The 14305-nt window shown below is 58.1% G+C and carries 13 protein-coding genes; 8 read left to right on the top strand and 5 right to left on the bottom strand.

All coding sequences use genetic code 11. The features are described 5' to 3' along the window. Nucleotides 1-7 precede the first annotated feature (7 nt). From BMZ24_RS14025 to BMZ24_RS13990, 8 genes are read left to right on the top strand one after another with little or no spacing between them, the layout of a single operon-like run. A complete protein-coding gene (locus BMZ24_RS14025) occupies nucleotides 8-1237 on the top strand; it encodes a lipoprotein-releasing ABC transporter permease subunit (RefSeq protein ID WP_092193314.1) in 1230 nt (409 codons plus the stop codon). Beyond that, nucleotides 1230-1907: an ABC transporter ATP-binding protein gene (locus BMZ24_RS14020; RefSeq protein WP_092193312.1), complete on the top strand. Its 678-nt coding sequence runs from the start codon at nucleotides 1230-1232 to the stop codon at nucleotides 1905-1907. The genes BMZ24_RS14025 and BMZ24_RS14020 overlap by 8 nt, the downstream gene beginning before the upstream one ends. Further along, nucleotides 1897-4584 (top strand): outer membrane protein assembly factor BamA, encoded by a 2688-nt coding sequence (bamA, locus tag BMZ24_RS14015; protein ID WP_092193310.1) that lies wholly within the window; start codon nucleotides 1897-1899, stop codon nucleotides 4582-4584. Before BMZ24_RS14020 ends, bamA begins: the two co-directional genes overlap by 11 nt. Nucleotides 4585-4623: 39 nt before the next feature. Then, on the top strand, nucleotides 4624-5139 hold the full coding sequence (locus BMZ24_RS14010; protein WP_092193308.1) for an OmpH/Skp family outer membrane protein: 516 nt from the start codon (nucleotides 4624-4626) through the stop codon (nucleotides 5137-5139). Between the two features lie 11 nt (nucleotides 5140-5150). Further along, nucleotides 5151-6182, top strand: coding sequence for a UDP-3-O-(3-hydroxymyristoyl)glucosamine N-acyltransferase (gene lpxD / locus BMZ24_RS14005; RefSeq protein ID WP_092193306.1), 1032 nt, complete (start codon nucleotides 5151-5153; stop codon nucleotides 6180-6182). 4 nt (nucleotides 6183-6186) lie between these two features. After that, entirely contained in the window at nucleotides 6187-6651 is a 465-nt protein-coding gene (gene fabZ / locus BMZ24_RS14000) for a 3-hydroxyacyl-ACP dehydratase FabZ (RefSeq protein WP_371877443.1), read from the top strand. Further along, the gene (lpxA, locus tag BMZ24_RS13995; RefSeq protein WP_092193302.1) at nucleotides 6651-7442 is read left to right on the top strand and encodes an acyl-ACP--UDP-N-acetylglucosamine O-acyltransferase; all 792 of its coding nucleotides are present in this window, start codon (nucleotides 6651-6653) and stop codon (nucleotides 7440-7442) included. Before fabZ ends, lpxA begins: the two co-directional genes overlap by 1 nt. 7 nt (nucleotides 7443-7449) lie before the next feature. After that, on the top strand, nucleotides 7450-8262 hold the full coding sequence (locus BMZ24_RS13990; RefSeq protein ID WP_092193300.1) for an LpxI family protein: 813 nt from the start codon (nucleotides 7450-7452) through the stop codon (nucleotides 8260-8262). Between the two features lie 82 nt (nucleotides 8263-8344). On the opposite strand, the gene thrC is transcribed toward BMZ24_RS13990, so the two are convergent. From thrC to rny, 5 genes are read right to left on the bottom strand one after another with little or no spacing between them, the layout of a single operon-like run. Then, a complete protein-coding gene (gene thrC / locus BMZ24_RS13985) occupies nucleotides 8345-9793 on the bottom strand; it encodes a threonine synthase (protein WP_092193298.1) in 1449 nt (482 codons plus the stop codon). 21 nt (nucleotides 9794-9814) lie between these two features. Continuing rightward, a complete protein-coding gene (locus BMZ24_RS13980; protein ID WP_092193296.1) occupies nucleotides 9815-10678 on the bottom strand; it encodes a UbiA-like polyprenyltransferase in 864 nt (287 codons plus the stop codon). A 12-nt stretch (nucleotides 10679-10690) separates the two neighbouring features. Next, on the bottom strand, nucleotides 10691-11887 hold the full coding sequence (gene tyrS, locus BMZ24_RS13975; RefSeq protein WP_092193294.1) for a tyrosine--tRNA ligase: 1197 nt from the start codon (nucleotides 11885-11887) through the stop codon (nucleotides 10691-10693). A 15-nt stretch (nucleotides 11888-11902) separates the two neighbouring features. Next, on the bottom strand, nucleotides 11903-12679 hold the full coding sequence (locus BMZ24_RS13970) for a TIGR00282 family metallophosphoesterase (RefSeq protein ID WP_092193292.1): 777 nt from the start codon (nucleotides 12677-12679) through the stop codon (nucleotides 11903-11905). A 7-nt stretch (nucleotides 12680-12686) separates the two neighbouring features. After that, nucleotides 12687-14246 (bottom strand): ribonuclease Y, encoded by a 1560-nt coding sequence (rny, locus tag BMZ24_RS13965; RefSeq protein WP_092193290.1) that lies wholly within the window; start codon nucleotides 14244-14246, stop codon nucleotides 12687-12689. Nucleotides 14247-14305: the final 59 nt, after the last annotated feature.

The raw sequence follows: 14305 nt of genomic DNA, 5'->3' as shown, positions 1-14305 counted from the left end.
AGAACCCATGCACTTTGAATTGTTCGTTTCCCTGCGGTATCTCCTGGCCCGGCGCAAGCAGGCCTTCATTTCCGTCATCTCGCTCATCTCCGTGCTGGGCGTGGCCATTGGCGTGGCCTCGCTGATCGTGGTCCTCGGGGTCATGAACGGCTTCAGCGACAACCTGCGCGACAAGATTCTGGGCATCAACTCCCACCTCATCCTCGGCTCGGTCAAACAGACCATCGGCGATTACGATCGTCTGGTGCAAAAAAGCCTGAAGGTCGAGGGCGTCGTCGCCGCCACGCCATTCATCTACTACGAAGTCATGCTCTCCACTCCCTCGGGGGTCAAAGGCGTCGTGCTGCGTGGCGTGGACCCGCAAAGCGCCGGGACGGTCCTGACCGTCGAAAAGGATCTGATCAGCGGCAGCCTCGCGGATTTGGGCAACACGGGCGACATCCCGGGCATCGTCATCGGCAAGGAACTGGCTTCACGGCTGGGCCTGACCATCGGCAGCAGGGTAAGTCTGCTTGCGCCGAGCGGAAAGAAATCGGCCGCCGGATTTTCTCCGAAGATCGTTTTCTTCAACGTGGTCGGCATCTTCAGTTCCGGCATGTTCGAATACGACTCGTCGCTGGCTTTCGTGTCCATCCCCGAGGCACAGAGAATCCTGGGCTTTGACGGAGATTTCGTGACCGGGATCGAATACAAGGTTTCGGACATAGACGGCGTGCAGAAGATCGGCGAAGCGCTGGTCCGCGCGCTGGGCGGATTTCCCCTTTATTCGCGCAACTGGATAGAGATGAACCAGAACCTCTTTGCGGCGCTGAAGCTTGAAAAGACGGCCATGGCGGTCATCCTGATCATGATCGTGCTGGTCGGCTCCTTTTCCATCATCACCACCCTGGTCATGATGGTCATGGAGAAGACCAAGGACATCGCCGTGCTCATGGCTCTTGGCGCGACGCCCCCCCAGATCCGCAACATCTTCATCCTGCAGGGCTCGCTCATAGGTGCCGTAGGGACGAGCATCGGATTCGGGCTGGGACTTGCCATCTGCTCCCTGCTCCAGAAGTACCAGTTCATCAAACTTCCCGCGGATGTCTATTATCTGGACCATCTGCCCGTGAAAATAGAATTTCTCGACATGTCCCTCATCGCCGTCGCGGCCATGGCGCTATGCTTCCTGGCCACGTTGTACCCGGCCAGGCAGGCCGCGAAAATGCATCCGACAGAGGCGCTGCGCTATGAGTGAAGTCTACCGTCTGCAAGGCGTCGGCAAGGCCTATGAACAGGGCGAGGAAACCATCACCGTCCTTTCCGGCGTCGACCTCACTGTGCTCGGCGGAGATTCCCTGGCCATCGTCGGAGCCTCGGGATCGGGCAAGAGCACTCTGCTGCAGCTCATGGGCACGCTTGACGTGCCATCGAGCGGCTCCATCCTTTTCAACGGGGCGGACATCTCAACCCTTGGCTGGAAGGAACGGGCCCGTATCCGCAACAGGAACATGGGCTTTGTTTTCCAGTTCCACCATCTGCTTCCCGAATTCTCGACTCGCGAAAACGTGGCCATGCCGGGCATCATCGGCGGCATGGCCAGAAGCCTGGCCCTTGAAAAGGCCGATGCGGCTTTGTCCCGGGTGGGGCTTGCGCATCGACGCCATCACAGGGTAACCACCCTGTCCGGGGGAGAGAGACAAAGGGCGGCCATTGCCCGGGCCATTCTGCTTGAACCCGCCGTGGTGCTTGCCGACGAACCTACCGGGAACCTTGATGAACGGACAGGCCGGGAAGTCAATGATCTTTTATTGCATCTGAACAAGGATCAGGGAGTCACCCTGGTCATCGTTACCCACAATGCTGAACTTGCCCAATGCATGCACCGCACATTGGAGCTGCGTTCCGGAGAATTGTATGAAGCGTAATGCCCTGCTGTGTCTGATCGTCATCCTGAGTCTCTTCTGTACCCTTCCCGGGTTCGCCGAACCGACGAAAAAGGTCATCGTGCTTCCGTTTGCCGTGAACGCGGCGCCGGATCTGGCCTATCTGGAGGAGAGCCTGCCCAAGCTGCTTCAGGATCGCCTGGTGGCCCTGGGCCTGGAAGTGATTCCGCAAGAGGAAACCACGCGTCTCCTCCAGGAACAGCAGGTCGAGTACCTGGATCTTGGAGTCGCCAGGGACATGGCGCTGCTCTCCGGCGCGGCTTACGCCGTCTACGGCAGCTTCAGCCAGGTCGGAGAGACCATCAGCATCGACACCAGGCTTGTGGAAGCCTACGGCGTCCGTGAGCCGAAACCGTTTTTCGTGGTCAAGGAGGGTGTGATCAACATCCTGCCGGCCATTGAAGACACGGCGGCCAAAATCCAGACCGGCGTGCAGCAAAAAGACAGGATCGCGTCCATCGACGTCCGCGGAAACGAAATCCTCGACGACGACGTGGTCCTGATGCGGCTCAAGATCCAGCCCGGTGACGTCTACGACCCCAAAGCCGTCAACACGGAGCTCAAGAGCCTCTACGAACTTGGATATTTCGACGACATCGCCATCGCGCTGGAAGACACGGCCGAAGGCAAGCGCCTGATCATAACCGTCAAGGAAAAACCGCTCATCTCGGCCATCAGCGTCGAGGGTGCGGAAGAGCTTGACGCCGACGACCTGCTGGCCACCATCGCCACCAAGACCGGCGCGGTGCTCAACCCCCGGGTCCTGGCTGACGACATGGGCAAGATACGCGAACTGTATCGCAAAGACGGCTTCTACAACGCCGAGATCGACTACACCTTGACCCAGGCCGACGCCAAGCGCGCACGGCTCAACATCCTCGTCAAGGAAGGCAAGAAGCTCTACGTGACGGACATCGTCATTCAGGGTGCCAAGCAGCTCGATCCTTCCGACCTCAAGGACGAACTGGCCTTGACCGAACGCGGCATGCTTTCCTGGATGACAGGGACGGGCGTGCTGCGCGAGGAAATCCTGGACCGCGACGCGGCGGCCCTGGAAGCCTATTACGGCAACCGCGGCTTCCTGAACGCCAAGGTGGGGCAGCCCGAAGTCAGCTACCTGGACGACGGCATCACCGTCACCTTCCAGGTCGAGGAAGGCGAGCGCTACACGGTGGCTTCCGTCAAATATGAAGGGGAGATGATCGCCACCCCTGAAGACCTGAACAGCGTCATCGCCCTGGACGATCTGGCCGCCGAAAATGAATTTTTCGACCGCTCGGTTCTGCGCTCCGACATGCAGAAGCTCGTGGAACACTACTCCAACTTTGGATACGCCTTCGCCGAAGCCGATGTGAACATGGCCCGCAACGAAGAAGAAAAGAAGTTGGACATCACCTACATATTGTCCAAGGGCAACAAGATCTCCATCAACCGTGTCCTGATCGAGGGCAACACCAAGACCAGGGACAACGTCATCCGCCGCGAGATGCGTCTCGTCGACGGCGACCTCTTTGATGGATCACTGCTGCGCAGGTCCAATGCCCGCCTCAACAGGCTCGACTTCTTCGAGACCGTCGAGATCACCCCGGAACCCACGGCCAATCCCAGCGCCCTCAACCTGCGCGTCAAGGTCAAGGAGAAACCCACAGGGCAGTTTTCCGCGGGCGTAGGCTATTCCAGCTATTCGCAGGTGTTCTTCTCGGGTCAGGTGCTGGAGCGCAATCTCTTCGGCATGGGTTACCAACTTGGTTTCAAGGGAACCATCAGCGCAAAGTCTGCCGATTACACCGCCACGTTCTGGAACCCCCATTACGACGACACGGACCTTGGCGTCGGCATGAGCCTCTACAACACGATGAACGAGTACTCCGATTACGACAAGCAGGCCATGGGAGCCAGGCTGCTCTTCGGATACCCGCTCGGGGAATACACCAACCTGTCCTGGAACTACCGACTTGAGCGCTACACCATCGAAAACGTCGACGATGACGCCGACAAGGTCATCAAAGACATCGAAGGGCAGAACTGGGCCAGTGCGCTGTTCGCATCCATCAAGCGCGACACGACCGACAGGCGCATCAATCCCTCCAAGGGCGTCACCCACCAATTTTCCGTGGAATACGCCGGCGGCCTGATTGGAGGCGATGACGATTTCGTCAAATACATTGCCGACGCCAATCACTATTTTCCGATCTTCCTGGAAACCATCATCCACCTGCATGCACAGGCCGGATACGTGATGCAGAACGGCAGCGACCGCATTCCGCCCTTCGAGCGTTTCTACCTTGGAGGCATGAATTCGGTACGCGGCTACAAGGAACGCACCATCTCCCCCGTCTATGACCAAAAGGAAGGGCAGGACGGCTATGATGAAGGTGATGAGAAAGGCGGAAACAAGAGCTTCTTCTTCAACGCAGAATATCTGGTGCCACTGCACAAGGAGATGGGCATCGTGGGGCTGGTCTTCTTTGATGCCGGAAACACGTGGGACGATGACGAATCCATTGACATGGATCTCTACAAGAGCGTCGGTGCCGGCGTGCGCTGGTACTCGCCTCTGGGACCGTTGCGTCTGGAGTATGGATATCCTCTGGACACGGTCGAAGTTGATGATGATAAAAAGGGTCGCTTTGAATTTTCCGTTGGACAGTTCTTTTAACATCAAGTCAAATTACACATTATTGGTGAGGAGTTTTACATGCGTGCATTTATCCTGACAATTTTTCTCGTATTTTGCATGGCCCTGACGGCTGGAGCGGAAACCAAAATCGGTTTTATCGATATGAAGGCGGTTATCGCCAAGTCCGAGCCCGGTTCCAAGGCCATGGAGCAGCTCAAGTCCCAATTCAAGGACATGAAGGACAATCTCGACACCCAGAAAAAGGCCCTGGATACACTGAAGGACGAACTTCAGAAACAGTCCATGATGCTCAGCCAGGAAGCCAAAATGGACAAGGAAACCCAGTACAAGCGCAAAGTGCGCGACTTCCAGGACATGGGCCAAAGCTACCAGCGCAAGCTGCAGCAGGCCGAGCAGAGCCTCTCAAAGCCCATCATCGACAAGCTCCTTGAAGTCATTGAGAGCTACGGAAAGAAAAACGGATACACGGCCATTTTCGACAAGCAGGCCAGTGGAGTGATTTACGGGCAGGACAGCGTTGACCTCACAAATGCGATCCTTGCGGAACTCAACAAAGCCATGCGCGGCAAATAACAGGGCCCGCAATGCTTCTTTCCGAAATCGCATCCCGTCTGGGTATATCCTTAAAGGGCAGTGACATGGAGATCTCCGGGGTCAACACCCTGGCCGAGGCTTCAGAATCCGAACTGTCCTTTCTGGCCAATCCCAAATACGCGCCGCAGCTCGAAACGACCGGCGCAGGTGCAGTCCTCGTCAGCGCTGATCAGGCCCCGGATTCCAAATCCTGCCTGATCAGCGCCAATCCGTATCTTGATTTTGCGCGCGCCGTTCAGCTTTTTGCCAAGCCGCAGGGCTCTTTTGAAGGCATGAGCCCCCTGGCCTTTGTGCATGAAGATGCAAGCATTGACCCAAGTGCCGCCATCGCCCCTTTTGTTTTCATCGGCAGAGGGGCAAGGGTCGGCGCGAGGGTTCGCGTATTCAGCGGCTCGTACATCGGCGAAGACTGCGTGGTCGACGAAGACGCCATAATCTATCCCAACTGCTCGCTCATGGCCGGCACGCTGGTCGGAAAACGTGTCATTCTGCATGCCGGAACGGTTCTGGGCAGCGACGGATTCGGATTCGCCCAGGCGGCCTCGGGGATGACCAAATTTCCCCAGATTGGCCGTACCGTGATCGAGGACGATGTGGAAATCGGGGCAAACACGACCATAGATCGTGCGGCCCTGGGAGAAACCCGTGTGGGGCAAGGGACCAAGATCGACAATCTGGTTCAGCTTGGCCACAATGTACGGGTCGGACGAAACTGTATCATCGTGTCGCAAGTCGGCATCGCAGGATCGACCACCCTGGGCAACGGGGTAGTTCTGGCCGGGCAGGTCGGTGTCGCCGGCCACATCAATCTTGGCGACGGATGCCGAATCGGCGCCAAATCCGGAGTGGGCAAGGATGTACCGCCGGGCCAGGACCTGAGCGGCATTCCAGTCATGTCCCACGGAGCATTCCTTCGGACCTCGGCCATCATGCCCAAGCTGCCGGAAATGAAGCGACGGCTTGGCAAACTTGAAAAGGAACTGGCCGCACTCCGGGAAGAACTTGCGAACAAAGGAAAATGATATGATCAACAAACCTGAGAATGGCGAAATCGTAAGCCGTGACATTTTGGATCTGCTTCCACATCGCTATCCTTTCCTGCTGGTTGACCGGGTGCTCTCCTTCGAGCCCATGAAATCTGTGCACGCCATCAAAAGCGTATCCATCAACGAACCTTTTTTTCAGGGTCACTTCCCGTCCTATCCGGTCATGCCCGGAGTGCTCATTCTTGAAGCACTGGCCCAGGCTGGTGGAATCATGGTCATAAAGAGTCTTCCTCCGGCGGACACCGTGGGCAAGATTTTTCTGTTCACCGGAATGGAGAAAGTTCGCTTCCGCCGCCCCGTGTTTCCCGGTGACCAGCTGCACCTGCACGTCACCTACGAACGTCACAAGATGAGCATGTGGAAAACCAACGGCAAGGCCATGGTCGACGGAAAGGTCGTGGCTGAGGGCATCCTGACCGCTTCCGTGGTTCCGAGGGAAGACTGATGCAAACAAACATACACCCTTCAGCGGTAGTTCATCCGGATGCGTACCTTGGCACCGGAGTCACGGTCGGCCCTTTTGCCGTTATCGAAGACGGGGTTCACATAGGTGACGAGACAGTCATCGACGCCGGAGCCCAGATCAAGCGCTTTACTACCCTGGGCACGAAAAATCATGTCCATTCCATGGCCTGCGTCGGCGGTGAGCCACAGGATCTCAAATTCGGCGGAGAAGAGAGCAGGCTCGTCATCGGGGACCGCAACAGAATCCGCGAATTTTCAACCATCCACCGTGGCACGGAAGGTGGCGGCGGAATAACCCAGGTCGGGTCGGACAACCTGATGATGGCCTACTCCCACATCGCGCACGACTGCGTGGTTGGTGACAACAACGTCCTGGCCAACGCCGCGACCCTTGCCGGTCATGTCGTCGTAGGCAATGAAGTGGTCGTGGGCGGCCTTTCGGCCGTGCACCAGTTCGTGAACATCGGTGACTTCGCATTCATCGGCGGGAAAACCGGTGTCGCCCAGGATGTACCGCCCTTCATGCTGGCCGTTGGCGAGCGCGCCACATTGCGCGGACTCAACCTCATCGGTTTGCGCAGGCACGGGTTTTCCTCCGAGGAGATTCACGCCTTGAAGTCCGCATACAAGCTGATCTGGCGCTCCAACCAGGAACGCAACGAAGTCATGCAGCAGGTCGAGACGGAGCTTGGCAACTTCTCCCAGGTCATGAAGCTCCTCGACTTCATCCGCAGCAGCAAACGAGGCACGATAACGCCTGAACGCATCTAGACAGGCCATGACCAGAACGCTTGGCATCATCGCGGGCGGCGGCTCATTTCCCATCACCGTGGCCAATACGGCTAAAGAACGCGGCGAACGCGTCATCGGTGTCGGCTTCGCATCCGACACCGACCCTGCCTTTAGAGCCCACTGCGACAATTTCTCCTGGCTCAAACTTGGCCAGCTTGGCAAACTCATCGATTTCTTCACCGCTAACCACGTCACGCACGTGGTCATGGCAGGTCCCATCAACAAACCAAGGGCTCTTGATCTTCGGCCCGACTGGCGAGCGGCACGGCTTCTTTTTTCCATCAAGACCCGCGGGGATGACGTCCTGCTGCGCGCGCTCACTGCCGAACTTGAACGCGAAGGCCTCGCTGTCGTCGCGCCTCATCACTACTCGCCGGACCTGCTCGCTCCCGAAGGGGTGCTAACCAAGAGAAAACCCACGCAGGCCGAACGCGAGGATGTGGAATTCGCATGGAAACTGGCCCAATCCCTGGGACAGTTCGACATCGGCCAGTGCCTGGTCGTGCGGGAAAAAATCGTTCTTGCCGTCGAGGCCATTGAAGGCACCGATGCAGCCATACGACGCGGTGGCCAACTCGGGGGCCCCGGCGCGGTGGTCGTAAAGCGGCCAAAGCCGACCCAGGATAAAAGGCTCGACCTTCCGGCTTTTGGCCTGAAGACGCTGCAAGCCATGGCCGATGTCGGCGCGACGTGCCTGGCCTTTGAGGCTGGCGGGTGCATCTTTTTCGAACAGGACCAGGCCCTGGCTTTTGCCAACGCTCGCGGCATCGCCCTGCTCGGCCTTCCGCCTGGAATCTAGCGCAGATACGCTTACCTCAAAAAAAATGGCCGGTTACGCACACCGGCCATTTTTTGTTTTCGAGCGTTTCAGACACACGCCGTCATTTTTTGTCGAGCCCCAGTATGCCGACCACATTCTGGGCGGCCTGAACCGTAAACGCATCCTCGGACAGACGCGCCTTCTCATCCTGATCAATGACCAGGCGCGGCACATTGGCCAGTTTTCTGTCCGGCGTGATCTCGAATTCGGGACCAAAGCCATCATGAAAATACATGTCCTGAAATCCGGCGAACTTCAAAGCGTGCGCCGTGGCGTCAAGCACGGCAAGCTCGCCTTCTTCCATGAGTCCGAGTTCCTTGGCCTTCAGGAGTCCGGCCAAGCATTCGCCGCCCTGGGTGCAGGCGATGTGGCCATGCCGGTTGGCAAGCAGCATGGACTCAATGATGCGCTGTTCGCTGACCTGCACGACCTGGAACGAACCCGCGCCACCCAGCTTTTGGTACTGCTCGGCCAGATACGCCACCCGGGGAAACGACACCGGATTGCCGATCATTGCCGCCTGGGCAACCGACGGTCGTACCTTCACCGCCTCAAACCGGCGCTGCGCCGCCTCCTGGGCATAGTACCTGAAAACCGGATCCGCATGTTCGGACTGTACTCCGACGATGCGGGGCAGGGTCTCTATGATCCCAAGCCGCAGGAGTTTCAGGAAGCCGCTCATGATGGCCGTGATGTTTCCGGCATTGCCGATGGGCACGAAAATAACCTTGCCGCGCAGATCCCAATCATACCACTGCGCCACTTCAAAGGCATAGCTCTCCTGCCCGAGGATGCGCCAGGCGTTCTTGGAATTGAGGAGCGCCACCCGATAATGATCGGCCAGATATTCGACCACCTTCATGCAGTCGTCAAAAACGCCGGGGATTTCGAGCACTTTCGCCCCACTGCCCAGAGGCTGGGACAGTTGCTGTGCGGTGACCTTGCCCTGCGGCAAAAGCACGACCGAGGTCAAAGGCTCCCCCACATACGCCGCATAGAGCGCCGCAGCGGCCGAGGTGTCGCCGGTGGAGGCGCAGATGGTCAGAACATTGTCCCAGTCGTGTCTGGCAACCAGATGGCGCAGGTACGAATAGGCGCAGGCCATGCCGCGATCCTTGAATGATGCGGACGGATTCTGTCCGTCATTCTTGAAGGCCATGGGTTGCCCCACCAGACGCTCCAGGGCGGACGAGGAGCGGGTCACAGGGGTGTTACCCTCCCCGAGGTAGACAATGTCCTCTTCGCCCACGACAGGGGCCATCAGCTCGTAAAACCGGAAGATGCCACGCAGGGCTGGATTCTTTGTCGCCGCGCGCAGGTCGAAGATATCGCGCCAGGCAGTGCCGGGTGTCTTTTCCAACTCGGAAAAGCGTGTATCCTCCAGCAGAAAAACACCCTTGCAGCTGGGACACGTGTAATGCAATTCGTCGATGGGGTACCTAGCCTTACAACCGAGGCAGACATATTCCATTTCCCCTCTGTAGGTGGGAAAAACGTTGGCTTCGCGCATGAGATGCTCCCTGAAGATTAATTACCCAAGCGTCGTGTCGATGACCGCGCCCGCAAACAAGAAAACCGCTACAAAACCGTTCAAGGTGAAAAAAGCCAGGTTGACCCTGCTCAGGTCATCGGCACTTATCAGGCGGTGCTCGAAAAGCAGGATCACTGCCACGACCAGGCAAAAACCCGCATAAACAAGCCCGGCCCCGGCAGACCAGCCGGCCAGAAGAAAAAAGAGGGCTGTTGTCACATGGCTGAAGGTCGAAAGAGCCAGCGCGATCGGCACCCCCTTGCCTGCCGGCAAGGAATGCAGGCCCTCGGCCCGATCGAATTCGGCGTCCTGACAGGCGTAAAGGATATCAAATCCGGCCACCCAGAATGTCACTCCAAGGCCCAAAAGGACGGGAGCAAGCGCAATCTCCGGAGACACGGCGAGCCATCCCGCCAGGGGTGCAAGCCCAAGCACCGTGCCCAGAAAAAAATGGCACAGAAAGGTGAACCGTTTGGTAAAGCTGTAGAGTGCGGACCAGACCAGTGCCAAGGGAGAAAGCGCCAGACAGAGGGCGTTGAGCTGCCAGCACGCCCCGACGAAGACAAGGGCGCTGACGGCTATGAAAACCAGCGTTTCAGAAACCTTGAGTTCGCCCGTCACCAAGGGCCGGGTCAGGGTGCGCGGGTTTTTGGAATCAATGGGAAGATCCGCAAGGCGATTGACGGCCATGGCGAAGGAGCGCACGGCCACCATGGCCACGGTCAGGGCCAGAAATATCTTCCAGCCCGGCCAGCCATCCGCAGCCCAGAGCATCCCGAGATAGGCGAACGGCAGGGCAAAGATCGAATGTTCTATCTTGACCATGCGCGCCAGCAGAACGGTTTTACGCCAGATCGAAAACATCAGACTGCCCCCTTAAGCCGCCACGAGCTTCAGGAATCTTTTCTTGCCGATCTTCAGCACATATTCCCCCGGCGCGAATGCGAAGGAAGCGTCGTCTTCCTTGCGTCCGTCAATGGTCACGGCGTTTTGCTTGCACATCCGGCGGGCATCGCCCTTGGAAGAGCACACGCCGCTCTCGCTCAGAACATCCACCAGCAGCGCCCCGGCCTGAACCGTGAAAACCTCGATGTCCTCAGGAATGCCCTGCTTGGCGAAAACGGCGTTGAAAGCCTCCCGCGCTGCCGCCCCGGCCGTTGCCCCGTGAAACCGTGTCGTGATCTCCTGGGCCAGATCCTCCTTGGCGGTCTTGGGATGCAGGGCCCCGGAGGCAACCTGCTCCCGCAGGGTAGAAATCCGGTCCAGGGAACTGTCGGAAAGCAACTCGTAATAACGCCACATGAGCTCATCGGAGATGGACATCAGCTTGCCGAACATGTCGCCCGGAGCCTCGTCTATGCCAATGTAGTTGCCAAGCGACTTGCTCATTTTCTGGACTCCGTCGAGGCCTTCCAGAATAGGCATGGTCAAAACGATCTGCGATGCCTGACCGTGCTCACGCTGCAGGTGGCGGCCCATGAGCAGATTGAACTTCTGGTCCGTCCCGCCAAGCTCCACATCGGCCCTGAGGGCCACGGAGTCGTATCCCTGGACCAGCGGGTACAGGAATTCGTGGATGGAGATGGGCTGGTTACCCTTGAAGCGCTTCTCGAAATCATCGCGCTCAAGCATGCGGGCCACAGTGTAACGCGAGCAGAGCTCAATGAAATCCGCAGCGGAAAACGTGTCCATCCAGGTGGAGTTAAAAGCGATTTCGGTTCGTTCCTGATCCAGGATCTTGAAAATCTGCTTCTTGTAGGTTTCGGCGTTGCGGAGAACCTCTTCGCGGGTCAATTTCTTGCGCGTTTCGGATTTTCCGGAGGGATCACCGATCATGCCGGTGAAATCACCGATCAGAAAAATGACCTGATGTCCGAGTTCCTGAAAATGCTTGAGCTTCTGGATCAGTACCGTATGCCCAAGGTGCAGGTCCGGAGCGGTGGGGTCAAAACCGGCCTTGATCCGCAGCGGAGTGCCGCTGCGCAGTTTTGTGATCAGTTCCTCTTCATTGATGATCTCGACGCTTCCGCGCCGGATCTGCTCAAGCTGCCGAGCAAGCTCCATATCTGTCATGACGGTTCCTGTTCTTTAAGATGCCCTGTATTGCCATGCCGAAATGCCGCGGCAATGGCCGTTATCCACTTCCATAAGCGCCCCGTTCAGCATGCACGGCCCCTTGGCCAGTTCAAAACGCTGGGGTAGTCCTGTCCGAAATCTGCGCAAAATTATGTCGTTGTCCATGCCCAGGCAGGAGTCTTCCGGACCGCACATCCCAAGATCGGAGATGTAGCCGGTCATTCCGTCCAAAATTCGTGCGTCATTGGTCTGAACATGGGTGTGCGTGCCGACCACTGCCTGAACCCGCCCGCGCAGCAGATGGGCCAGTGCGCGCTTCTCCGAGGTGGCTTCGGCATGCATGTCGACCACGATCACGGCCTCGGGCGGAGCCTTTGCGACCAGAGTCTCGGCAACCGCGAACGGGCAGTCGATGGCTTCCATGAAGGTCCGGCCTTGCAGATTGACGACCATGAGCGGCGGCAGGTTTTCACCCAGTTCGTAAACGCCCGCGCCACGTCCCGGCGCCACTGCGGGATAATTGCCCGGACGCAGCAGCCACGGTTCATTCTCAAGCGCTGGGCGGATGTCGGGAAATTTCCAGACATGGTTGCCGGTGGTCAGGACATCAACGCCGCATCTGTGCAGCTCCTGGGCGCTTTTGGCCGAGAGCCCAAGTCCGCCGGAAGCGTTCTCGCCGTTGGCCAGGACCACGTCCAGCTCCAATTCCCGACGCAAACGCGGCAGATGATCCTTGACCATCTGCCGCCCGCTATTTCCTACGATGTCACCAAGAAAGAGAATCCGCATTCGGGAACTATTTGGCAATGCCAACGGCCCTCTTTTCGCGGATGACCGTAACCCGGATCTGACCGGGGTAGGTCATCTTTTCCTCTATCTGCTTGGCGATATCCTTGCTCAGCATGTAGATCTGGTCGTCGTTGACCGCCTCGCAATCCACCATGACGCGAACTTCGCGGCCGGCCTGAATGGCGAAGGCCCTGCTCACGCCGGTAAATCCGGTGGCGATCCCTTCGAGCTCCTCAAGGCGCTTCACGTAGCTCTCCAAAAGCTCCTTGCGCGCTCCGGGGCGTGCTCCGGAGAGGCTATCAGCGGCCTGGACCAGCACGGCATAGACGGACTTTGGCGGGACATCCTCATGGTGCGCGGCGATGGCGTGCACGATTTCGGCGGACTCGTTGTACTTCTTGGCCAGATCGGCACCGATGAGCGCATGCGGGCCCTCGACTTCGTGGTCCACGGCCTTGCCCAGATCATGCAGCAGGCCGGCCCGCTTGGCCTTCTTGATGTCCAGCCCAAGCTCGGCGGCCATGATTCCGCACAAAAAAGCAACCTCAAGTGAATGCTGCAGAACATTCTGGGTAAAACTGGTGCGGAAGCGCAGCTGCCCCAGCAGGCGGACAATCTCGGGATGAATTCCGTGCACGCCGAGATCGAAAGTGGCCTGCTCGCCGATTTCACGGATCTGGACATCCATCTCCTTTTCGACCTTCTTGACGATATCCTCGATACGCGCGGGATGAATGCGGCCATCGCTGATCAGCCTCTCCAGCGAACGCTTGGCCACCTCGCGGCGCAACGGGTTGTATGCGGACAAAATGACCGTTTCCGGCGTGTCGTCGATAATCAGGTCCACACCCGTAGCCGCTTCAATGGCCCGAATATTGCGACCTTCACGGCCGATAATGCGGCCCTTCATGTCTTCACTGGGCAACTCCACCGAACTGACCGTATGCTCGGAGACATAATCGCCTGCGTAGCGCTGAACCGCGCTGGCAATGATCATCTGCGCCTTGCGATGCGCGGTCTCCTGCGCCTCGACCTCGATCACCCGCACCATCTTGGCCGCCTCATGGCGAGCCTTGCTCTCAATTTCCTGCATGAGGCGGGCGCGTGCCTCTTCGGCGGTCAATCCGGAAATTTCCTCCAGGCGAGTCTGCTGGGCAACGATCAGCTCCTGCAGCCCCTCCTCCTTCTCCTCGACGGCGCGCTCCTGCTTGGCAACCTTCTTTTCAAGGCTGACCAGCTCGCTTTCCTTCAAGGCCAGGGACTCCACCTTCTTTTCCAGACGCTCTTCCTTGGCCTGCAGCCTGGCCTCGTTCTTTTTCAGCTCGCGCTCACGGTCCTTGGCATCCTGTTCGACTTCCTTCTTCAGGGCAAAAACCTCGTCCTGGGCCTGGAGCAAAACCTCTTTCTTGTGCGCCTGCGCATCTTTCTTGGCTTCATCCAGAATCCGCTCGGACAATTTGCGAGCGTCGTCGTTCTCTTGATCGGTGATGTATTTTTTGAACAAAAAACCCGCAACCGCACCGATTCCGGTGCAAATGAAAGCGGTGATTATGATCTGGCTGGTCATGGAAACTCCTTGGCACAATATATTTAAGATGGCTGCGCAACGACCATGATACGTCGTCC

This window comes from Desulfomicrobium norvegicum (assembly GCF_900114595.1).
Lineage (GTDB): Bacteria > Desulfobacterota > Desulfovibrionia > Desulfovibrionales > Desulfomicrobiaceae > Desulfomicrobium > Desulfomicrobium macestii.
Note: the sequence above shows the minus strand (reverse complement) of the source record. Positions and strands in the feature narration are given on the sequence as shown.